The 24,952-nt window shown below is 40.5% G+C and carries 14 protein-coding genes; 2 read left to right on the top strand and 12 right to left on the bottom strand.

Annotated elements, in window-relative coordinates; translation table 11 throughout:
• The first annotated feature begins 57 nt into the window (after nt 1-57).
• A complete protein-coding gene (locus tag ACERJO_RS16710; RefSeq protein WP_373648202.1) occupies nt 58-3,054 on the top strand; it encodes a hybrid sensor histidine kinase/response regulator in 2,997 nt (998 codons plus the stop codon).
• 312 nt (nt 3,055-3,366) lie between these two features.
• Here ACERJO_RS16710 and ACERJO_RS16715 read toward each other — a convergent pair whose 3' ends face one another.
• The 6 genes from ACERJO_RS16715 to ACERJO_RS16740 all read right to left on the bottom strand — a co-directional run bounded on the left by ACERJO_RS16715 (nt 3,367) and on the right by ACERJO_RS16740 (nt 18,091).
• Entirely contained in the window at nt 3,367-7,194 is a 3,828-nt protein-coding gene (locus ACERJO_RS16715) for a hypothetical protein (protein WP_373648203.1), read from the bottom strand.
• Nucleotides 7,195-7,818: 624 nt separating this feature from the next.
• The gene (locus ACERJO_RS16720) at nt 7,819-13,941 is read right to left on the bottom strand and encodes a Cna B-type domain-containing protein (RefSeq protein ID WP_373648204.1); all 6,123 of its coding nucleotides are present in this window, start codon (nt 13,939-13,941) and stop codon (nt 7,819-7,821) included.
• A 604-nt stretch (nt 13,942-14,545) separates the two neighbouring features.
• Entirely contained in the window at nt 14,546-14,950 is a 405-nt protein-coding gene (locus ACERJO_RS16725; protein WP_373648232.1) for a class C sortase, read from the bottom strand.
• Complete coding sequence (locus ACERJO_RS16730) at nt 14,842-15,441, bottom strand: hypothetical protein (protein WP_373648205.1); 600 nt, start codon at nt 15,439-15,441, stop codon at nt 14,842-14,844. The genes ACERJO_RS16725 and ACERJO_RS16730 overlap by 109 nt, the downstream gene beginning before the upstream one ends.
• A 195-nt stretch (nt 15,442-15,636) precedes the next feature.
• A complete protein-coding gene (locus tag ACERJO_RS16735) occupies nt 15,637-16,914 on the bottom strand; it encodes a response regulator (protein WP_373648233.1) in 1,278 nt (425 codons plus the stop codon).
• 58 nt (nt 16,915-16,972) lie between these two features.
• Nucleotides 16,973-18,091 (bottom strand): response regulator, encoded by a 1,119-nt coding sequence (locus ACERJO_RS16740; RefSeq protein ID WP_373648206.1) that lies wholly within the window; start codon nt 18,089-18,091, stop codon nt 16,973-16,975.
• 289 nt (nt 18,092-18,380) lie between these two features.
• Between ACERJO_RS16740 and ACERJO_RS16745 the strand changes: the two genes are divergently transcribed.
• On the top strand, nt 18,381-18,560 hold the full coding sequence (locus tag ACERJO_RS16745; protein ID WP_373648207.1) for a hypothetical protein: 180 nt from the start codon (nt 18,381-18,383) through the stop codon (nt 18,558-18,560).
• 130 nt (nt 18,561-18,690) lie between these two features.
• Here ACERJO_RS16745 and ACERJO_RS16750 read toward each other — a convergent pair whose 3' ends face one another.
• From ACERJO_RS16750 to ACERJO_RS16775, 6 genes are all read right to left on the bottom strand, one after another.
• On the bottom strand, nt 18,691-19,545 hold the full coding sequence (locus tag ACERJO_RS16750; RefSeq protein WP_373648208.1) for a CAP domain-containing protein: 855 nt from the start codon (nt 19,543-19,545) through the stop codon (nt 18,691-18,693).
• 123 nt (nt 19,546-19,668) lie between these two features.
• Complete coding sequence (locus ACERJO_RS16755) at nt 19,669-20,460, bottom strand: HAD family hydrolase (protein WP_373648209.1); 792 nt, start codon at nt 20,458-20,460, stop codon at nt 19,669-19,671.
• On the bottom strand, nt 20,444-21,907 hold the full coding sequence (locus ACERJO_RS16760; protein WP_373648210.1) for a bifunctional metallophosphatase/5'-nucleotidase: 1,464 nt from the start codon (nt 21,905-21,907) through the stop codon (nt 20,444-20,446). Before ACERJO_RS16760 ends, ACERJO_RS16755 begins: the two co-directional genes overlap by 17 nt.
• Nucleotides 21,904-22,464 carry a glycerol-3-phosphate responsive antiterminator gene (locus tag ACERJO_RS16765; protein WP_373648211.1) on the bottom strand — a complete coding sequence of 187 codons (561 nt, stop codon included), beginning with the start codon at nt 22,462-22,464 and terminating at the stop codon, nt 21,904-21,906. Before ACERJO_RS16765 ends, ACERJO_RS16760 begins: the two co-directional genes overlap by 4 nt.
• Nucleotides 22,433-23,617: an MFS transporter gene (locus ACERJO_RS16770; protein ID WP_373648212.1), complete on the bottom strand. Its 1,185-nt coding sequence runs from the start codon at nt 23,615-23,617 to the stop codon at nt 22,433-22,435. Before ACERJO_RS16770 ends, ACERJO_RS16765 begins: the two co-directional genes overlap by 32 nt.
• Complete coding sequence (locus ACERJO_RS16775) at nt 23,611-24,945, bottom strand: ABC transporter substrate-binding protein (RefSeq protein WP_247102433.1); 1,335 nt, start codon at nt 24,943-24,945, stop codon at nt 23,611-23,613. The genes ACERJO_RS16770 and ACERJO_RS16775 overlap by 7 nt, the downstream gene beginning before the upstream one ends.
• Nucleotides 24,946-24,952: the final 7 nt, after the last annotated feature.

The raw sequence follows: 24,952 nt of genomic DNA on the forward strand, positions 1-24,952 counted from the left end.
AGTAGTAATAAATGGTTTAATAGATGTATTAGGACAAATAATAATAGTGGTGATGACATGAACAAACAGAAAACGCTCCTATACCTCATTCTTTTTGTTTTGCTTATTTTAACGATACGAATCATTTGGATTTCTTCCCATGAAAATGTCCATTCAGTAGAAGCAGAAGCAGGTGTACTACACCTCAATGCAATAGATGGAGGAATCTTTTCTTTAGAAGGAGAGTGGGAATATTATGACGAGCAATTTATAGAACCGTTCCAAGCTAGTCAAAGTGAAGCATCCTATGTACGCTCGTTTGACCGTTGGCCCTACAGAGAAGGGTTTCAATATGGGACATATCGTCTTGAAATCACTCTAAATGAGGAAGACGTTAACCAGCTGTTAGGGCTGAAGATTCCTAACATTTACACATCTTACCGACTCTATCTAAATGGAGAGCAACTTATTGAAGTCGGTCAAGTGGCTGCGTCAGCAATGGAATACGAAGGGAGCATTGCCACTAAATATGTAACATACAACGCAAATGATACAAATTTAGAACTGCTACTTCACGTTGCTCATGATCATGTAAAAGGGAGGAAAGGAGGGATCTATCACCCACTAGAATTCGGAGATGGCGATGTTATTCAGAGACAAGAAATCACTTCCATCGTTAGTCAAATAGCCGTTATTGTAATATTCATCATTCATGGATTATATGGCTTTATTCTTTATGTGGTTGGACCAAAACAAAAGGTATTACTTTACTTTGGCTCGCTCCTATTCGTAGCAGCTGTCACGGTCATGCTTTCTGATCATCGTGTCATCCTTTATCTCATACCATTACCATACGAGTATATTTCAAAAATGATTTTTCTATCGTTTTCTGCATCTATTTTGTTTTTAGTTTTATTTTGTAAACATTTATTACCGACGTTAACGAATGGTATTTTGTTTCGTTTATTACCAAAGCTAATCTTCGTTTATTGCCTGTTCATCATATTGGCTCCAATTGGATGGGTTATTTCAACGAGAATTGTAATTAATATGATTCTCATCATAGTTCCGGCTGTCGTCATATTTGTCTTCCTTAAAACGGTAACAAGAGGATTTCAAGATAACATTTTCATTTTATTTGGAACAACGGCACTTGCCGTTCATATTTCGTCATCTATCGTTCAATACAATCTCGGAATCGACTTTGACTTTTATCCAATTGATTTTACGTTAGCTGTTATTCTCTTTTCAATTTATTGTTTTAAGCGTTATTTCCGTTCCGTCGAACAAACAGAAACTTTGTCTAAGCAGCTTCAACGTTCCTTACGATCAAAGGACGACTTTTTAGCAAATACATCTCATGAATTACGAAACCCACTTCATGGCATGATCAATATTGCACAAACTTTATTAGAAAAGGAATACAACGACAAAGAAGAATACAAAGAACGATTGCGGTTGCTTATTAATGTAGGTCAACGTATGTCATTTTTAATCAATGATTTATTAGAGGTGAATCATTTAAACGAAAACCAAATGACATTAAAGAGAAAACCGATTAATGTTCACTCTGTCGTAGTTGGTGTAATTGACTTACTGAAATTTCTAGTCAACGGAAAGGAAATCCATTTTCAAATCGATGTCTCTGAATCATTCCCGTCTATTCTAGCTGATGAGCATCGCCTTACTCAGATTTTGTTTAACATCATACACAATGCGATCAAATATACAGAAGTTGGAACGATTACAATCACAGCAGATCGTGAAGATAACCAAGCCCTCATCCATATTTCGGATACAGGAATTGGGATCTCTAATGAGGAAATCGAACGCATTTTCCAACGTTATGAACAAGGAGATTACAGTACAGCTGTTGTCGGGGGCGGAATTGGATTAGGCTTAAGTATTACAAAGCAACTAGTCGAATTACATGGAGGAACGGTTTCCGTTCAATCTATACGAGGGAAAGGGACAACCTTCACTTTCTCTATGCCAATCGCACAAGATACTCAACCATCGTCTCTTTCAAAACCGACGAACCACCATGTATATGAGGCGAGTCCAACAGCTGAGAAATCTCTAGACCATCAAGAAAACGGACGTATTTTAATTGTCGATGACGATCCAATCAACATTCATATTGTGGAAGAATTACTGAACGGCACATATGCGACGCACGGTGTATCAAGTGGGGCAGAAGCATTAAAACAGTTAAAAGAAGAGAACTGGGATTTAGTCATCACAGATGTCATGATGCCAAATATGTCTGGCTACGAGCTTACACGACAAATTCGTGACACTTACTTAATTACAGAACTTCCGATTCTTATTTTAACAGCTAGAAGTCAAACAGCAGATATTCAAGCCGCATTCCATGCCGGTGCTAATGACTATGTAACAAAGCCTGTAAATGCCCAAGAGCTAAGGTCTCGAGTATCTGCCCTTATTCGTGTTAAGAAAACCGCCGAGGAGAATGTCCGTATTGAGACAGCGTGGCTACAAGCCCAAATTCAGCCGCACTTCTTCTTTAACACATTAAACGCCATTTTAAGTTTAGCAGAGATCAACGTCGAGCGAATGCAGAAACTATTGGAAGCATTTTGTCACTACTTACAAACGAGCTTCCAATTTAATAACTTGAACGAACTTGTAGCATTAGATCACGAAATAAGCTTCGTTCAATCATACGTTCATATTATGCGGGAACGCATGTCAATTGTATTTGATGTTAAATGGGAAATCGATGACAACTTTGGGGAATTAAAAGTCCCACCATTTTCATTACAACCACTTGTTGAAAATGCGATCGAGCATGGATTGAAGGAAAATCAACAAGGTATGATTATCATATCAGTAAAAGGTTCAAAAAAGCATTACGTAAACATTTCCGTTCAAGACAATGGTAGTGGGATTCCTAAAGAAAAAATGGATCAGCTTCTGAACCAACCATTAGCTCATAACAAGCGTGGAATTGGCCTTTATAATATCAATCGACGCCTAGAACAGTTAACTGGAAAAGGCTTAATAATTAGAAGTGAGGAAGATAAAGGAACATGCATCGAATTCACTCTTTAAGGCGTTTTCAGAAAGAAGTCAGCCACAAGGGGATTGAACAGTACTGAAAAAGTCCTTTCAGTAACTCAAAGCAATGTAATGGCTCCACTCATTGCAAGGCTTTCAAAGACAGGTAACGGCTACTCATATTACTTAAAGGCTACAGAAAAGTGAAAATCGCATCTTTCAATAGCCTTAAAAACAAAAGGGGGTGTAACTTACACACTTTTCTTGACAAACCCAAACCTAACTTTTTCGAGCCCCTCGTAACCACAAAAACCTCCTAAAGCCCACTCGAGCCTTAGGAGGTTCTTCTTCCCTTCAATCCATAAATTATTTAAATGAAAGTCTTCTGCTTCTGAAACCATAGTAGGTTCCAGCAAAGATTAACATGAATAACCCTATTAACATCAAAGTCATATAACTATTAGCTGTTCTCGGCAACGTTTGCTCATCGTCCCCTTTTGTTTCTTCCTTCTCTTCTACTTGCTCTGACACTTTCACTAACGCATCATATGCTTTATTCAATGCATCTAATACCATATCGACTTCAGCTTGTGTCGATTCTTCATCTGCTAGAACTTCTTGCGCTTCCTCTAAAACTCCGATAAAATTCAACCAAGATATTTTCGTATAGTCGCCCGCTCGTAATGAACCATTGTCAATTGTTGCTTGTAATTCAGTTGCTCTCGCTTGTAAAGCTGTTTTGTCAACCTCGTCATCCACTTCAGCTCCTCCGCCTACTCGCTCTAATGCAAGACGAGCTGCTGATAGCCCTTCTAATGCTTCATCCACGTCCGCTTGTGTTGCGTCTGCATCATGTAATACGACTTGCGCTCTATCTAACTTGGTTTGATAGTCTGACCAGCTATCTGCTGTATAATCAGCTTCTGATAACCCTTCTGATAAATCAGCTTCTGCTTGCAATGCTTCCTTATCAACCTCTACTTCACCCTCACGCTCTACTAAGCTAGTTCTCGCTCCCTGAAGGCTTGCTAACGCTTCATCCACTTCCTCTTGCGTCGCTTCTTCATTGGCTAGAATCTCATTCGCCTTTTCTAGTTCAGCTTCGTAGCTTAACCAGCTTTCTGGTGTATAATCAGCTTCTGATAACCCTTCTGATAAATCAACTTCTGCTTGCAATGCTTCCTTATCAACCTCTACTTCACCCTCACGCTCTACTAAGCTAGTTCTCGCTCCCTGAAGGCTTGCTAACGCTTCATCCACTTCCTCTTGCATCGCTTCTTCATTGGCTAGAATCTCATTCGCCTTTTCTAGTTCAGCTTCGTAGCTTAACCAGCTTTCTGGCGTATAATCAGCTTCTGATAACCCGTCTGATAAGTCAACTTCTGCTTGCAGTGCTTCTTTATCAACTTCGATTACAGGACAAGAAGCAGAAATACTAATGTTATCAACATGAATAAATGGATACCCTTCAATTGTTAAGCCCCATTTCGTATTTTCGCCTTCTCCTAACTCATAAGAGCTACTAGCTGTACTCCATTCATTTAATGAAATGTCACCAATTGATAAAATTTCATTTCTCTCAGTGAGAACTTCCTCAAAATTACTATCCTCTAACACAGGTACTAAGCTGACCGTTAAGTTCGTCGTATCATATACCGTCGTTACACGATGATCTACGCTTACACTCACAACCTGACCTTCCTCTAACTCACTAAAATCAACTTTTGTATAGAAAAGCCCCATTGGAAAGTCAGCAGCAACAGTATAGACATTCCCATCTTCAGATACTAAATCCCACTCTTCATTAAATGGTCGTACTTCTGCATCAGATAGAGAAGCATCAGGGTTCATAGGTCCTTCGATAACGAACCACTTACTATAATCATCTGCTTCAAAATCACCATTTACGACAAACTCACGTACACACGGTTCTAATGTCTCCAATTGTTCACGCGCATCTTGTAGTTTGTCTAAAGCAGCATCTACGTCGGCTTGCGTTGCATCAGAGTCACCTAACACATCTACTGCTTCTTCTAGAGCTGCTTGATACTCGTCCCAACCAGAAACATAGTCATCTGCGTCTTTATGATCAGCACGATCAACTTCTGCTTGTAACGCCGTCTTATCTACAGGAGCGTCTTCTTCACGCTCTACTAACCCCTCAAAGGCATCTAAAATCGCCATTAATGCAGCATCAACTGCCTCTTGCTCTGCTTCAGCGTCCTCTTGATCGACATCAGCACGATTCCACACTTCCTCGGCATCCGCTAACGCATCAACAAATGCATTCCATGAATCAACTGTGTAATCAGCTTCATTCAAGCCATCTTCGTCTGCTATGTCTGCTTTGGCTCCCTCAATCGTATTACCTAGCTCAATTTTGTTCACCTTTTTATCAACAAAATCGCCTACAGGTGCACTACCGTCAGCATTTGTTAACGTTCCAGTCCCATCGTACTCTACGGTCACTAACCCACCTATTGGCTGTCGTACACTCGTTAACTCAGGTAATGTAAGCAGAACTTTAGTGCCATCCACTTCAAAATCAACAGTAGTCATATCAACGACAGGGTTCTCTCTACCACCAATCGTAATCGCAAATCCGCTTAGATCATCAAGAGTAACAGGATAGTCAAACGTCAATTCAATCTGATCACGAGTTGTTCCTGGATGATGAATTAATTCAAGCCCTGAATAAGATGCTTCTCGATCTTGTAGCGCAAGACGTGCATCCCTAGCCGCAACATATGCTTCATTTATCTCTTCTTGTGAAGCACTAGTGTTGTCTAATACAGCTTGTGCTTTTAATAATTCTTCTTGATAAGCATCCCAACTTTCATTAGAGAACGCCTCCTCATCCAAGTCATCCTGCCTATCTACTTCTTCCTGCAACATCTCTTTCGTCACGATAAATTCCTCTAACACAACTTTGTCTTGATCTTCATCAAAAGTAACGACCGCCGTTGTGCTTCGATCTGAAACAAAGAAATGAGCATCCTCTTCAGAAGCTGTGTATTCATACTCATCTTCATCACTACCAATTGCTACATCAACTTTTGGATCATCCACAGAAGGCATCGTTCTTGCAAAGACTCCGACTTTTGCCCCTTCTACCATCTCACCAATTAAATACAAGAATGCACTATCTCTAGCAGTAACATTATTCAAATACACATTGCGTTGCTCCCCATCACTGTCTGTATTATCATACACGTACGCACTTCCAGCGAAATTAAAGCGAGCTTGACTAGCGGCCCCACGCATATAAACAGCAACGTTTCCAATTGTTTCTCCTGAAGCAATCGAACCAAGATTGTTTCCTTCAATCTGTCCCCCAGTCATCGTAAATCGAGGTTGACCATTTAAACCTACCCCGACGATGACGCCATTACTCTCGGTACCATCTGTATTAACCGAATTATCCGTAATCAGTCCACCTTCAATGATCAGGTGGCCACCTCGACCGGCACCAAGAAGGGAAGTTGGATTCGTCGGATTATTTCCACTAAGAGTATTATTACGGATCACGGTTCCCTCTTTTATCGTTGTTTCACCGCCAACATCTGTGAAAAGAACAGCATGTCCAGAATTAGAATAATTGTTGTGATGAACGATTTCAACTCCGTCAAAAACAACGTTTGCACGAGTAACCTGAATAATACCATAGCCTGTTGTTGTATTCGTCAGAATATCCCGACCATCAATAATAACATCTTTAAACACAACATTTCCTGTGTTGTTAATCAGTAACATGCGATTTTCGTACTCATCCGGTCGATAAATCGAGAATGGTTCTTCTGGATCATCGGATGTAATCGTAATCGTTATGCTCTCATCATCTGCTGCTATATTACTTTGCCACGTCTCATTTTCTACTGGAACATCTGATAGCAACGTAACCGCTACATTTTTCTCATCAGATGACAAACTCTCAGCAACCCCTACCGCTTGATAATAGGCATGTCTAAGTGTCTTAAACGGTTGATCCCTCGTACCGCTGTCTGGCTCAACATTAATAAATCGATCCTCACCATTTTCAAAATCTACATAAACAACCGTTTCCTCACCTGCATCCTCCGCCAACACACTCCCTGCTGGAATGAGCGATGTAAACACCGAAGCCCATACGAGCAAGATTGCAAGTGATAGGCTTTTCCACTTTTTCACCTTTCGTTTCTTTCCGACAGTCAACATCTTTCCCTCCTCAAATTCGCTAATCTGCAAACATCATTGCACGCAACAATGTGAAAATTTCCTCATTTTTCATCTTACTTTAGCCAAATATACAAAAACTATACAAGGTTAATAGGTTAAAAGAAGTAAAAACGTAACAGAACATATCACTTGAATATGATCTAATCCGCTACCATAACGAGGTTAGTTACCCTTTCCAGGCTACTCCGTAACAAGCTCAGGGTGCCAATACTAGTTCAATAGACTTATATAAAACAAAAAAAATTACCAAAGTATTTCATATTTTAGTGAACTCGTTTCAGAGGAAACCTCGACTCCCCCTGAATCGAATTTCCTACCTGACGTAGGTTTCGATCTCTCCTTCGCTAACCCTCACCATTACTAACATTAAAAAAACGCGACAGTATCTTTTTTAATGCAGCGTACGAAGCCGTTATAGCGGGTTTCAGTTTTTCTGAAAGTGGGTTTTTTTCAGAAAAATGTGTAACGTGGAAGCCGCCCCTCTCCTTTAAGTTTGCTCTATGCGTCTCCCACATGTTTTACCCGAAATTTATACATTTTTCCCTTTATAAAAAAGCTTTCACACAAGTCATAACCGTGTGAAAGCTTTTCTCTTATTCAACATTATGCTTTTCTTTGTCTTCGGGCAATCATTAGGATTAACAATCCCAAAGCAATGAATCCTGCTCCAAATAGAACAATATTAAAGAGGTTAGTTGCTGTTGAAGGCAATTGGGCTTCCCCATCCTCCTCAGTTGCATCTGATATTACTTCTTGGACCTCCTCTTCTTCTGGAGCAATCGGTATGAACGTATTAATGAGATTATAACCGTCCGTCTCTGAACGATATCCATCCACGTCCAGCTCCGATATCGTGTACTCATACGCTACACCAGACTCATCAAATTTCGGCAAGTCCGTAAAGCTATATTGCCATTCATCTGATCGTGTCACGTTTTTCTTCTCATACTCGATACCATTTTGATAAAGGACAACCACAATTGAATCTGGGCGATCTTCTAGTGTATCACCTACCCACGTTTTCGTCCCTTCAACAGACGTCGTGTCGACTCGTAGGTTCGTGATGTCAAAGCCATTGATTGTCGTTTCATAACCTTCTACAGGCTCTTCCTCAACCGTATACTCAATCGCTTGACCCGCATCATCATAGGCATCTAAGTTAGCGAATTCATAGGTCCAGCCATCCTCTTCCGTGATGTTAACTGTTTCATACGCATTCCCATTTTGCAGAAGTGTAATGGTAATCGATTCTGGACGGTCTTCTGAATCATCATCTAACCAACCTTTTGTCACAACAATCGATTTTTCCTCTGAGCGAGTATTCGTAATGTCAAAGCCTTCTACTTCTGAATGATAGCCTGGAACATCGTGCTCAGTCACTCTGTATTCATACGCGACACCTTCACTATCAAACTCAGCTAGGTCGGTAAACGTATGCTCCCAATCCATGTCTGCATCGATTTCGATTGTTTCAATCACTATACCATTTCGTAGTAAGTTCACAGTGATTTCAGCTGGACGGTCTGCTGGATTATCATCACGCCATGCCTTAGTTACATCGACATCAATCGTGCCAACCCGTACGTTCGTAATTTCATAACCATCGATCATAGAATCATAACCCGCTACTTCCTCTTCTTCGATCGTGTACGTATATTCGACACCTTGCTCATCGTATCTTGGCAAGTTGGTAAAGGTATACTCCCAGTTCTCTTCCGCCGTCACTTCTGTTTCATCATATTTGTCGCCATTTTGCAGAAGGTGAACCGTAATTGATTCTGGACGATCATCTGAATCTCCATCCAACCACTCTTTCTTCACGTCAACAGACGTTATACCGACACGTAAGTTCGTGATGTCAAAGCCATTGATTGTCGTCTCATAACCAGTTACTGCTTCTTCTTTCACCGTATACTCATAGGCAATTCCTTCTTCATCAAACTCATCTAGGTCTGTGAAGCTGTACTGCCAGTTGTCCGCTGCTGTTACTTCTTGATTGTCAACCTGAACGCCATTTTGAAGTAGGTTCACTTCAATCAATGTTGGGCGGTCGTCTGAGTTGTTATCTAGCCATGTTTTGGTTCCTTCTACGTCTATTGTACCGACTCGTAAGTTTGTAATCTTAAAGTCGTCGATAGACTTCTCATACCCGTCTACTTCCTCTTCATCAATCGTGTACGTATACTCGACACCATTTTCATCGTATCTTGGTAGATCTTCAAAGGTATAGACCCAATTCTCCTCTGCCGTCACCTCTTCTTGTCTAAATATATCATCATTTTGCAGAAGAGTAACATTGATCGATTCTGGACGTTCTGGTGAGTTATCATCTAACCAGATTTTCTCCACTTCAACACTTATAGATGGGCTGTTTTCTGTCATAGTCGTTACTGTTTCACCACTATCCACATCATTAAGCGTTACCTCTACCTCTATTGGTTCACTACTTAAAAGATAACCATCTGGTGCTGACGTTTCCCTTAATTCGTAGATTCCTGGTTTTAGATTATTAAATGTTACTTTTCCATCTTCATCTGTTTCTGCCGTTTGTGAACTTGCTGAATACTCACCACTTACGTACGTTAATGTGAATTCTGCACCTGCTAGCACTTGACCATTAACATCATCAACTTTTGTAAGTTCAATCGATGTTGTTTTCACTTCGTTTGCAATCGTTCCTAAATTGAGTAGATCTTCTGTACCCCTCTGAGTTTCTCTTTCAATTGTAAATTCAATTGGTTCATCATTAGAAATACTAAATCCAAATGGAGCCTCAGTTTCTACTAATTGATAATCACCAGGGCGTAAATCACCTGTATCGACAACACCATCCTCGTCAGATGTTATCGTCCGTACAAGGTCGCCTGACGCCGTTCGAACTTCAAATACCGCACCTTCTAATCCTGTTGTTGAATTATCCGCATCAACCTTTTGAATAGAAGCACTACCATGAATCAATTCGTTTTCTACTGTAATCTGATCAATGGTGAGTTGCTCTGGTTCTATTGTAAAAGGGTATTGGCTTTCATTCGCTTCATAATCATCTGCAGGTGTCGTTTCAATAAAGTAATAATCACCTGGCTCTAAATCTTCAACGTAAATGACTCCATCAGCATTCGTTGTGTATGTGTCAATGATCGAATCATTAGAGGCGCTCCATAACTCAAATACGACATCCTCTAACAATGTACCATCCGTACCGTCGACTTTCGTCAACTCAACATGGCGTTTAATTTCATAGTTCACCACTTCAATCTCAGTCACAGCAGCATTTACGCTTACTGTCTGCGTATCTTCAATTCCGACCACATAGCCCTCAGGAGCTTCTGCTTCTCTCAATTGATACTCCGCATAAAGTAAGTTATTAAACGTGACAACTCCGGTTTCATCGGTCGTACCCGTTCGTAATAATACTTCACCAGCTTCGTCATACAGCTCGAATACTGCACCTTCTAACGTTAGTTCAGTGTCGTCTGCATCGACTTTCGTAATTTGTAATGAGCCAACCTGACCAGTAATCGTTCCCGAGATGTTATTGAAGGAGATATTTGTATTCGTCGAATCTGAGCTTTCAATTTCATCTCCGGGTATCTCACCTGCAATTGTAGCTGTATTCCCGTAAGCATTTCCATCTCCCGCATACAAAATATACGTATCATATTCTAAAACATACGCTCGATCAATTTCATCGTTAAACGTAAGGGTGAAGGATTCTTGTCCTGTATCTTCATCTTCACTAAATACCAGTGTATAATCTACACCTTCTTCTAATATAGAATCCTCATTCTTATTGATAGAATTCCCACTAACATTCGTTTCATAAACGACTAGCGTGTCTCTTAGAATCGTCTGATTAATACTCGGCGTATCATGAACATCGAAGTTCGCCACAGAGGATTGACTAAAGTTAAGATTCATTCGCCAGTTGACAATTCGCCCATTTGTTGCATTTTGCTGTCCACTCTTGTCGATAAACTGACCACCGTACTGCGGACTAACTGTAGTATGTAAACCAAAGTCGTCCTTGTTCGTACTTGATACAGTTGCTTCATTATCATAAGAAGCTTCAACCAATTGGTCATTTAAATCAGTCGTATATTGAATAACGAAAGCCGTCGTAATATCACCTAATAAGACTTGAAAGCCATCCTGTGTGATGCTTTCTTCCTCTCTAGTTGTTGATGAAATCGTATAGTGTTCCGTTACGTCGTCACCAATCTCATAGTGATTAGCCACTGATGTTAAATTCATTTCATAAACTTTCACATCATCAATATCAAAGTTTTGCTCACCTATAATGAAGTCTTCCACAACAACGTCATTAAGCGTTTCGTTGTTATAGTTCACACCAATCGTCCACGTAATTTCCTTCGTTTCCAAATTGTAAGACCCGTGCTTAAAGCCATTATTCTGTGTATAACCATCTGGGGTAAATGTTGCTGAAGCTTCACGACTCACACTCGTATCATCACCCTCAGGAACCCATTCAAGCCCTGCATTATTCACGTGACTACCGCGACCAGCTTCGTCAAAATCAATCAATGTCGTGTAATGAATATTGACACGCTTCGTCAAATCTTGATTAAAAGTAATCTCGATAAGCCCCGTTAATTCATTATAATCTAGCGAATACTGTTCTCCATCTTCCCATTCGTTACCTTCATGAGAAACATGAATATCCTCTAGTGTAAATCCTTCTGGCAATGTATCCGTAAAGACAACATCCTCCATCACATGCTCATCATGGTTGATCGTAATCGACCAGTTTGTTTCTTTATCTTTATAATTGGGAGTACCATGAGATTTAATGAAGATACCTTGGCTAATTCCTCGATTCGCTTCTGAACTATGCCCAAACTCATCACTAATCTCGTTTTCCACTGTGTAGTTATTGTCTACACGATCAATAGCTGTCGTTTGGTAAACAATTTTATAAGCTTGGTTAATCGCATCATTAAATCCAAGTTCAAACCCGTCTGCTGTTTCGATAATCGAGTAATTATCCGAGCTAACTGGTGTCTCACCTATTTCATCTCCAGTATCTGGATTAATCTCAACAGCGACAACCTCAAAGCTACCTTCAACTAACTGTTGATTATCACCAAACACATCCGTCAGCTTGGCATCTTCTTGTGAAATATTCTTTTCATCAAAATTATATCTCACTTCCCACGTGATCGTTTGTGAAACATTATTATACCCTGTAGATCGTTTCTCAAGCGGTTTCCCACGATCAACAGACACAGACGCTTCCGCAGGCATTGGAGTCATATCGTCGCCGACCAAAGTGGCATTATTTTGATAACTATTTCCATCAGAATCATTGATTTCCGTTTCATAGACAAAACGGTAGGCTGAATCGATATCTCCTAACTCTATTGGAAATGACAAATCAAAACCATGATCCGTTTTTTCTGTTACACCATCAACCTCACCATTCGCATTCATCTCAAGCTCATACACTTTTAATGAGCCATCTATAAATGAATGCTCACCTGTAAGTTGATCATCTAATGTAGCATTTTCAATGGTTTGTAGATTTTTGTTCACATCTACTGTCCATGTAATCGTTTGTGTATTATAGCTTCTATTCCCAACACCTTGCTTATCAATAGCATTCGCATTTGGAATAAACTTAATCGGAAACTCTAAATCCTCTTCTCCTTCAATCGGAAAAACAATACGATCTCCTTCTGCTGAGCCGTCATAATGTTCATCAAAGTTCGATTCAAGGCTAATATTCCCTGAGATATCTGACTCGTTTTCAATATTCTCATTAAACGTAATAATAACTTCATTACCCTCTGTATAGAATGTCCCAAAAATCGTTCCGTCAGACCGTGATAATGGCACGTGTTCTGATGCGGGCACCTGTGGAATTATAAACATATCAGGTACTGAAATCGTAAATGTTGACCCATCACCATAACCGTGATTATTCGGCAAAGCAAAATCATATTCTAGCAAGACATTGGACGAGTCGTATGGATGCCAAACAACAATTTCATCTCCATTTTGGACTTCGACATCATCGATCTTTAACGTAACTCCCGTAATAATATTCTCTGTGATTTCACTACTCATTGAAGACATAGAATGGCTATGTAAATCACTTTCTTCCTCTTGATCCTCGTCTTCCACTTTCGCCTCTTCTACTTCATCGGCGTCTTCTGTTACCTCTTCTGAAGAATCTGCTTCCTCAGAATCCGCTTCAGCTACTTCTTCGTCTTCTTCAATTATTTCACTTTCCGTGGACTCCTCGGCATTCTCATCTACTGCCTCTTCGTCCTCTGTCGAATCTGGAACGAAGTATGCCTCGAACTGAAACAAGCCCTCCGCTTCCGGTACTTCTTCAATCACTTCATTAAATGTCACCGTGACCGTCTGATCCACGTTCACATTAGTGACACCGACTACTTGCTCATCAATGAGCAGTTCAACGGTCTGATTTTGGGCTATGATAAGCTCGTCTGGTAAGCTTAATGCTTCTTGATACCCTTCGCCCACCTCAAGACCTTGAACAGACCAATCAACATGAACGATTACTTCTTGTTCCGCCGATTCATCTAAACCGATTTCGTTTCCTTCAGCATCGGTTATTGTCACTGCTTTAAATATCGTTTCCTCACCGTCATTAGCTGCAGCAAATGATGGCAACACAATACTACCAGTCATTGTCTGTAGTACTAATACAACAATCAGTAGCATATTTAAGATTTTTTTCATTATATTCCTATCCCTCACTTCATCAATTTTTTCTTACTTTTCAGACCAACACGTTTAAAGCCCTAATGAGCCTTCCACGCACGATCACTAGTATCGGCCCTTCATGCTTCACAAGACTTCTTTACAATCATACAAGGTGAGCCAAATCTCCATCTCCTCTAAGAGCCCTTGATTGTTTTTCATTTCAGCCTTTTCTATTCTCATTCAAACGGTGATGTTTAGTTGTTGTCTTTTCCATGGCACACCAATCACAACTCATACGTATCATTCAATTTTTGATAATCGCATAAGCATTGACATCATTCACCACCTATTCCTATATTTTTTTACTAACCTACTTTATCAATTGACGCTTAAAAATCACTTAAACCTGATACAAAAATTCAAGATCTATCCATACATGATGGTTCTTATTCCAAAAAAACCCTCCCATATCATCACTATGGGAAGGATTCTTAAGTCCTTGTTTTATGGAAATATATGCAATTCATACATTTTTTCATGAAATTCCTAGTATGATTGATTCATTATTAGGAATTAGATGTTTATCTATGCCAGAGTTCTCATTAGCCCTGGTCCCTGTGCTATTTTTATTTGAAAATCATCACTCTCGTACTCCATGCACTAATAACCTTTGAACATTTTGTCGATAGGGATGACAGGTCAATAAAGTAGCTAAATCCTTTCCCTCCTCCATCTCCAGTGATTCAGTTTCATGAGGATAGATGATCTGTTTTTCACTAACACGATAGGACAAGGTTTCATTCCATGTATAAATATAAAAAACATCTCCCTCCCGTAATTCATCGATATGTCGAAACATTTCTTTCGTCCCTAACCCACGGTGACCCGCAAGAACAGTATGGGTTCCTTCACCACCTATTGGAATAGAAGAGCCTTCTACTTGACCGACACCTTTGTCCAAAATCTCATCAGACGCTCCAAGATAGATAGGGAGAACAAGCTCAAGCTTTGGAATTTCAAGAGCAGCAAAGAGGATTGAACGGATACTGTCGCTTCATCGGAAATAACTGATTGTTCATTCGCTTCAAATGATGTAAGCGTTGTCAAAGTTGTGCCATTTGGAGTTACTCCATTAATCGTATTTACTTTAAGCATCGTTTCATATGATCGACCTGATTGAAGAGAGTCGAATTGATAGATTAATTGATGATTCGTCTCGTTGTATGTAGGCGTCTGACCATTAATAGTTAATTCTGTCAAGTTTTGTGTGAAATCTGAGTAATCTGTAATTGGTAACTCAACAATAATCGTTGCATCGGTGTATTCTGTTCGTGATCCAGTGACCTTTAGAGTTAAATGGTACAAAGCATCTTGTCCAGCATATACCGCTTCTCGAAAAGGAGAGATATCAATATTGACATTCAAGTCTCCTACATAAGAGCTACCTTCTTCTGAATGAACAAAGCTCACCTGATGAAATGAACTAAATACTATTAAGGTCGTTAAAATAAGAAAAAGGATCTTTTTGACACGCATAATTTCCCTCCTTCATTATCGTAAAGGTATCTAACCTAACTTATAGATTGTTCGATATTCACCACCATATGACAAAAAATGCATAATTCTACTTTACCAGTTAACTCTCAATAATCTCTTAAACTTTGAACATATAACCTCAATAATCATTCCCATCAAAGCATGAACCCTATTGATTTCAGTCACACGTCTAATCTAAATCCTCTTAAAAAAAGCCCTCAATCTGGCAGATGGCTTAAGCTGTAGATCATTCTGCAAGCGTGCCGAAAATCCCTCGTACAGCGAAACCGCATCTGCCCGCCGCCCCATCCGTTTGAGAATGTCCATCATCTCTTGAACCAAATCCTCTGAATAAGGGTCATCTTTCATTAGTACGAACAAGCATTGACTTGCTTGCTCCAATTGCTCTCTGTCAGTGAAATATTTCTTCATCTTCATCATGACGCTTATCATATGAAAGTGGTAAGCCTGCATACGCTCCTTTGCCCACTCATAATCATCACGCTCTAAATATTTCCCCTTATACACGGCTAATAAGCGATCAAATTGTTCAGCCGAATCCGGTTGTTTATGTAAATGGTCTAACGCCTCTTTCCATTTATCAACATCAGTAGACGTCTCTATCTGTAGTAAATAACGTTTATCCAAAAACGTAATCGCATGATCAAAGCCGATCGATTTAAGTTTTTTTCTTAAGTGATACATACACGTATGTAAATGCCTTTTGGATTTTTGATAATCCTCACCTGGCCATAGCGCTTCAATCATCATATCGCGTTCTACATATTGATTACGATCCGTAAGTAAATAGGCAAATAGCTCCTTTACTTTGCTCGTCTTCCAATGGACGAGTTCATTTTCGTAATAGACGGTAAACTCTTGAAACAGGTTAATTTTCAAAGAATGGGCTGTCTCCTCATTAGCTTTAAATCCTCGCAACTTCTGCGCATGATGTATTCGTTCAGTCGTTTTCTTAAGTCGACTCGTCGATACCGGTTTCATTATGTAATCAAGGACATTCATTTCAAATGCGTTAACAGCATACTCTTCATAAGCTGTCACAAAGACGTATAATGATTCCTTATTTGTAGCTTGCATCTCTCTTACTACATCGAGTCCGTTACTGCCAATCAATTGAATATCAACAAATGCTACATCGTAATGCAGTTTGTGCACCTCTTCCTTCCATTCCAGTTCAGAATGGAAGGTCGCAACTATGTCATATGCACCTGTTTCTTCAAGCTTTCTTTCTAACACTTGAATCGCGAGTGGTTCATCATCTATTAATATAGCTCTTATCATAACTGCCCCACCTAACTCTATAGCCTTTTCAGTCGTAGTGCGATCATGGTGTCTATGGCCATTCTGTACCTTATCGTTTATTTCGGAACTTGTGATAGTAAGCAACAGTGTCGAAAGGGCTAATTCGAACTGTATGCCCCATTGTGACTGAATGACTATTAGCCTATGCACCGAGCTCAAGTAAAAACTCCTTTAAAAACCATACTTTTAAAGGAGTCATTCATCATTTCTATGATTGGATATGTGCACGATAGTAGCTCTTTAAAGAGTCAGAAGGCTCAAGACTAAGGTCCTCATTCACTCTTCTAACAAATTCAGCATATTTCGATTTTGCTTCCGCTAATTGACCAATTGCCCGTAAATGATCAAGCTCTTCCTTCAATAAATCCTCGGAATATGGGTCTTCCTGAGCAAGAAACGCTAAACATTTTAACGCTTTCTCATGCCGCCCCTTGTATTTCTTCTTCATGACGTTTAAAAACTGAATCATCTTATACTGATACGTAGAAGATCGATCTCTCGCCCAGTTATAATCATTTCGTTCTAAGTATTTCCCCTTATACAAGTGTAGGACTCGGTCGAATTGGTGCGTCGAAAACTTATCCGGGTCTCGTTCAAATTCATTCATCAAAGCTTGCCATTCATCTACGTCATTCTGAACGTTACTTAGAGACAGTGAATAACACTTATCTGAGAAAGAAATCGGCTGATGAAACCCTAATGAATGCAGAAGTTTCCGTAAATGGTACACACACGTATGCAAATGGATCTTAGACCTCTTATAGTCTTCCTCTGGCCATAGCGCTTCAATAATCAAATCACGATCAATGTATTGTTCATGATACGTAAACAAATAAGCAAACAACTCTTTCACCTTGCTCGTCTTCCAATTCACAAGCTCCTTATGACGATACACCATTAATTCTTGAAAACTGTAGATTTGAACAGGCTCGTGGACTTCCTCACGAACTTCAGAATGGAGGAGGACCATCGCCTCCTTCAATCGTTTCGTCGTCTTATTTAATCGTTCATCCATAACCGGCTTCAACAAATAATCAACTGCATGTAGTTCAAACGCTCTCACCGCATACTCTTCATAAGCCGTCACAAACACGACTTGTATCCTTTCTATTTCTGAAAGAAGAAATTCAGCAAGGTCCATTCCATTCGTACCTTGTAAATCAATATCGATAAACGCCACATCAAAGTCAATACTTTTCAACTCTGCTTGTAGCCCATCTTCAGAGACATATGTACCAACAATTTCATAGTCCTCTGTCGCCTCTAACCTACTCTGTAGTAACCTTATCGCCAACGGTTCATCATCTATTAGTACAGCACGTATCATCGCATTCACCCAAACTCACTGATACATTATTTTACAAAGCTTTTATTTATCCTAACATTTTTTCTATCAAAGGTATAGATGATTCACATCATTTCGGCCAATTCCTTTCTTCAAGAAGAGAGGACATGCGCTGGCGTTAGATCGCTCAACAGAGATTGCGAAGTGCTCTAATCTTAGTTGAAAACGCTCAAAAAAAATGATTGAGGGCGCTCACATGACAAAATTCGCTCAAATCTCTCACTGCCAGCGCTCCTCACTAATATTAAAATAAGGAACAGGAGGTGTTCATTTGAAAACAATTGGCATTGCCATTATTCCATTATTTGCACTCTTTATTATTTTTCCTTTATTTGGAATATACTATCGTCTTTTATTCGAAGCGATCGAATGGGGGACAAAGTTCCTCTTACCCTGGCTTGCACTGTATTGGTTGATAAGAGCTGTGAAGCAGTTTGAGAAGAGGACGTGATTGTACTTGAATGAAGGAAATGAACAATTAATAAATTGGCATTGAAAAAGATTATACCTCATCTTTTTCAATGCCTGATAAAATCACAAAAATAACAGCTGCTCTTAACTCTATTAAAGGAAATTAGAACTCACCGTCCAACAAACATTTGCGTCCAATAATGACCCGCACCATCATAACCAACACCAATATGCGTATATTCTTCACGCAAAATATTTTGGCGATGACCCTCACTATTCATCCAGCCATTTACTACCGCCTCTGGCGACGAATAGCCGTGTGCAATATTCTCTCCACTTGCTCGAAAATCTATGCCGTAGTGCTGCTTCATCTCTGATGGTGAACCATAGGTCGGGCTCTCATGAGCAAAATAATCATTCGTTTGCATATCATTTGATTTCATTCTTGCGGCATCCATCAGCTTGTTATCGATCTCCAAGTCCGCCAGTCCATGCTTTTTCCGTTCTTCATTCGTCAACGCTACTACCTGGCGTTCAAAGTCTTGATTGGATGCTCTCTCTTTCACCTCAGGCTGCTCTTCAACCTCTGTGTCCTGCTTCTCTGACGCTGGAGAGTTCGCCACATGCTCCTTAGGCTCGTCCGTGACAACAAAAACCTCTTCCTCTCGCTCCTCAACAGGCTCTGGATCTGGTGCGGATTCTCGTTCCTGTTCTTCTAATCTATTCTCTTCTTCCTGTCTAGCCATTTCAGCTAAACGTTCCTCCTCTGCCGCTCGCTCCTCCTCTTCCCTTTTCCGTTCTTCTTCTGCTAGCCGCTGCTCTTCAGCCTTTAGCTCTACTAATAATAGCTCGGCATTCAAGCTCTTCACACTCAGTTTTTCGTTATGGTTCGTCGCACTAAGGGGCTCGCCATTTGCTTGGCTAATCATTGAAAGTACGAGTGTTCCACCAGTTAGTAGAACGATAATCGTCACAATAACCATACTCAAGCGTTTCGCATTACCTTCTTTTTGAGTCGTCCTCATCGCAACCCTCTCCCTTTGTCTCGTTACATTCATTCTACAATAGGGTTCGGCAGGATTCGACTGTTTTTCTAATTAGCTGGGGAACAGATGCATAAGCCTCATATTCTGTTAAGAGGCAAACGATTAACCTCCCAATCGCTCCAACACCTTCGCTACACCGTCCTCCGCATGATGACCAGCCATATATGTAGCAGCTTCCTTTGCCTCCTCGATCCCATTTTCCATCGCATAAGAGCAATCGAACATACTTAGCATCTCAACATCATTATAATCATCACCGAAAACGATCACGTCTGATGGCGAAATCCCCTCTTCTGCAATCACCTTCATGATCGCATCTCCTTTGTTGATTCCTTTAGGGATCACTTCAAGCAGCATTCCACTTTGCGTATAGGTGAAATCAAATACATAACGAAAGGGCTCCTGAAGCTCTTGGAGATCACACTTACGAGAGGTTGGTAATAATAATTTATAGCAATCGACTCCCTCGAGGTCATTGATGATTGGATACGCTCCCTCTGTTATGAATAAACCTTCCTTATACTCATCAGGGATGTCCATTGTCGCGTACGTTCCTTGCTTGCTTTCAATAACTACAACTTGAAGTGGAAGCCTTTGTTGACAAGTTAACAAAAATTGCTTCACTGATACTCGATCTAAATAGGTATTGATTTCCTCTTGTTTCCTTTGGTCAACGATTTTCCCACCATTATAATAAATCATAATGGAAAAACGACGAAAGATAGGATCAATTGGCGCTACTAACCAAGGTGGTCTTGATGTTGCAACAGCTAGCAAGCAACGTTGATCTAATAATTGGTTTACTATCCGCTTTGTTCTTGGCGATAACTGTTTATGCTGATTTAACAGTGTACCGTCTAAGTCGAACACAGCAAGCTTAATCATTTGTGGCATCTTTAACGACCTTCCATTTTGGTTTCGTTACTGACTGTAGTGTCATCTTTTTGCGAGCATAGCTTTCTAGCAATGCCGGAATGACTACATCGACCTTATATACAGGCTTCCTTTTTACAAAGAAGGGATGGTATTTTGTCGCGCGGTGAACGAGAAAAGACGTCACAGCAACCGTATAGTTGTTCATAGGTGATAGCCCCAATGTCACACGCTCTCCTTCTGACTTCGAAACATTGATCTCATAATCAGCTCCTCCAACGATCGCAAATTGATAATAGAGAGAATGAGGAGTAAGCCATGATTCAGACATTTCAAGTGTTGGATCATACATACTTGCACTAATCTCTAATAGTTGCTTGATTTCTTCTCCACATAACGAATAATAGTAGAGTCGATCAGGATATGGATACAGCTCAAATAAGGTCCTCCGATCAATCGAACGTGAAGGGATTTCTAGCTCTTGTGCAGACAATGAAAAAAGCGTTACATCACCACCAGCTTCATGACTAATAGCCTCATGTACCCACCTTGACACGCACGTTTCCTCCATTTGCAAACGTGATAGCTTTTGCTTTTGCAAGTGATGCTTAAAAAGAGGACGATTAAACCATTCACTCACTTCTTCTTGTTCCTCTATTTGAGCATGATTTATTTCTATTAATTTAGAACGATAGGCAGATTTTATATATTGATTCCCTTGCTTCACAAAATCAAAGGTGACACAGCCAACCTTCTCACCACATTTACCCGTTTGAATCTCAATCGGCCCATCACCTTGAGCGTCATTAATAAGTTGATGTTGATGCCCTGTAATTAATAAATCAATCTCATTCAACTGACTGAGCTGTTCTCCTACATTCCGCTCTCCTACTTGATCGTCCAGCCCACCGTGATAGCTAACGATGATAAGATCAGGTTGGATCGATTCCTTTAGGTGAGCAAGCAATCGCTTAACCACGATCCATTCATCCACTATTAACCAGCCTTCTTTTTTGAAAAGTGGATCTTCCAAAGAGACGCTCAGTGTAACTCCAATGACAGCGACCTTCACTCCATTAATCTCCTTTATCACAAAAGGGTGTAACCAATCAACCTTTCCTTCTTCTTTCATGATATTGGCACATACAAACGGGACAGGAGACTCCTTGTTCATCGATTCAAAAAAGAGCTTACCATAGTCAAAATCATGATTACCTGGAACAAAACTATCATAATCTAGCTCTTTCATATACAAAGGAAAAGGATGATCCTTTTTCGCATTCAGCGCATAATAATGTAGGCTTGGGCTCCCCTGCAGCGTGTCACCGTTATCAATGGTCACCCACCCATCACAGTCTTCTGTATCCTTGATTCTGTTAAACTCCGATTTTAACTCATCAACTGAAACGCTACCATCAAACAAGCCATGTGTATCAGAGGTACATAACACACCAATCTTCACTCTCATAGCCAAAGCTCCCATTTACTTGTCGACAGCGCTGTGGCTCCTGCCGTAAACAAACGCTCCATATCCTCTTTTGTTTCGATGAGTCCACTAGATATGACTGGAATATTAAATTGCTTTGATAGATTCTCAATAGAGCGGTACAAAATCCCTGGTGCAACATTAATCCCATCAGGGTCAACGCCTTCAATCACTTTAATCCCTTGCTTTAATCCATAGCTATCTAATAAGAAGATCGTGAATATGCCAAATATCCCTTGACCCATTGCTTCTCTAATAATGTGAGCCTTGTTTGAAACGATCCCTTTAATGTGAGGACAAAGCTTCAATAAATGCGCAACGGCTTCCTTCTCTTGGGAAAACCCCTTAATCATATCAAAATAGATAAATAAATCGATGGATTCCTTCTCACAATAAGAAGCAAATTCCTCAATATTTTTCAAGCTAGATCGTACGAGAAAAACGGTTGTTACAGCCGTTTCCTTCAGCTTGTGTAGCTCCTCAAAAGATCGAACAGACGCAATAACCTTATTGTGTTCTAGATATGTTCTTAGTTTCATATGTCTCTCCCTTTTCTTGTAATCCGCCAAGCACACTGATCGTAAATAACGTAAAGAAGAATAGTAAGACGGTAAAGGCAACCTCGATGGTGATCCTATCTAACATGAAGCCGAATAACCAAGAAGAGAAGGAACCTCCTAAAAACCCACAAGCAAATAAATAGCCCATCATCCTACTTGCATCAGCTCCAAAATAACGCACAGCAATCGATGTCATCGCTGGAAAAATAACCGCTATTGTCATACCAAATAGAAAGAAAAAGGTCATCCCCCACGTCCCCAGCCCTAAAAACGCACATACAATCGTTACTAAAGAAAGCACCGCACTCCATCTAATAAGTCTATGCGCTCCGATCCGTTCAATCATACCCGCACCAAACAGCCTCGTAAATGTGTATAACGCAAATATAATCGAGAAAAGAATCGATGCGGTTTGAACAGGAAGCTGATACGCCTCTCTGAAAATAGCCACTAACCATACCGTAAAGACAATTTCAGAGCCCATATAAAAGAAAAATAACAAAGCAAACCCAACTGCTCCGATCACCTTCCATTCACGCTGTAGCACATTCCGCTTAGATGGACCCTTTTGTCGCTCAATCGGCCAACCCGTCATCCATACAGAAAAAACCAACACAAGAGCAATCACCGCAAAGCTGATTAACACCCATTGCCATTCATAATGGATACCATTAAAAAACAAGAGAAAAAAGTACGGGGCCGTCATCGTCCCTATCCCAAAGAAGAAATGCACGATGCTTAACATCTTACCTGATTTCAATGGATAAAGCGCTGGGGTTAACACATTCGCTAGCAAGCTCCCGAATCCATTCGAAAAACCGATTATAAACAGTAGACTGTACCAGGCTGTTGGCTCCGTTAGGAATATCGCCAACAATAAGCAGGCTGAAGCAAACACAAGTAAGCTCGTAAGGTAGAGAAAACGAACCGTCACAAAACGAAGAATTACTCCTCCTAACGCATTGGACAACACGAGCGCAAAGAAGCTCATTGAAAACAAGGCACCTACTTCGGATGCTGATAAGGAAAGAGCATCCTGCAAAAAAGCAGGCAGGAGCCCTTTCATGACCTCAATCGAGCTTGTCATCGCCATTAACAGCCATGTGTTGACCGTCAAAATCTTTTTTACCAACCTAACAGCCTTTCTACTTCAGAAGCCGCATCTGCTAATGCTTCCTCGGCTGTCTTTTGCCCAGTAAAGGCCGCCTCAAATTCTGATAGCATAACAGAATTAATTCTCGGACCGTGATCCTCTGGCCAATTAAACCAAGGTACAATATCGTCCGCCTGCTCATACGACACCTTCGCCTGTGTAAATTCTGCAAGAAAATCACCGAGTAAGCCATCCTCTTCCAACACCGATTCTCTAACAGCCATATAACCTAATTTCTCCGCAATAATCGACGTACCTTCTTCAGAAGTGACATAATTCACAAATTCCCAAGCAGCCGCTTCCTTCTCCTCATCAGATTCCAGCACGAAAATGTTCGCTCCACCAGCAGGGATCTTCCGCTCTGTTCCGCTTAACCCTTCTGGCAGCAGCATAATGTCTAATTCAAACGGAACATTGCCTTTCAAACGACCGATTTGCCCATTTGTCGCAACCATCATCGATAAATTCCCTTGCTGAAACTCCTGCTGTGCCTGGTCGCCATTCATATACGGGTAAGACTCATCCTGAAAGACCATCTCTGTCCAAAACTCTAATACGTCTAACCCTTTTTCCTGTTGGAACTGAACCTGTTGTTTATCGACATCCGCTAGCTGACCACCATTTGAATCTAGCATCATCTGAAACATCCACGTATCAAAATCCATTTGAAAGAATATTCCATAGCGATCATCGACCTCAGATAACTGAGCTGCCCAATCGCGTACCTCCTGCCAGCTATCTGGTTGTGCTTTCAATTCAATCCCCGCTTCTTCAAAGTGATCTCTATTCACATAAATAATAGGTGTACTAACCGCAAATGGCATTGAATGCAAATTTCCGTCATCACCTTTCGCAAGGTCGAGCATTTGCTCTGAAAAATCCGACAAATCAAAATCCTGCTCATCGATAAACGTTTGCGCTGGGACAATCGGCATAAACGATTGCATATAGTCATTAAAGGCAAAGCCACTAATCGTCACCTCTGGTAGCTGATCCGAAAGCGAGAGCACTTGCAAACGCTCTATAACTCCATCATACCAGCCTTGTGCTTGCTCATCCTTAACAACAACCTCATCTTGTGAATCATTGAAGTTCTCTACTAACTCTTTAATGACCTCACCCTGATCTCCGCCAAACACGTGTAGAAACGTAATTTCAACCGCTTCTCCCCCATTTTCCATCGAGCTTACTTGATCATCGCTATCGTTTGGCGATGCTTCTTGCGACTGAGCTGCCTCCTCGCCCCCACAAGCTGTTAACAACAGTAGTAATAACAAACTTCCTACTAAGACCCATGATTGTTTCATCTTCATT

It is taken from the genome of Halalkalibacter sp. AB-rgal2 (assembly GCF_041821005.1).
Classification (GTDB): domain Bacteria; phylum Bacillota; class Bacilli; order Bacillales; family Bacillaceae_D; genus Halalkalibacter.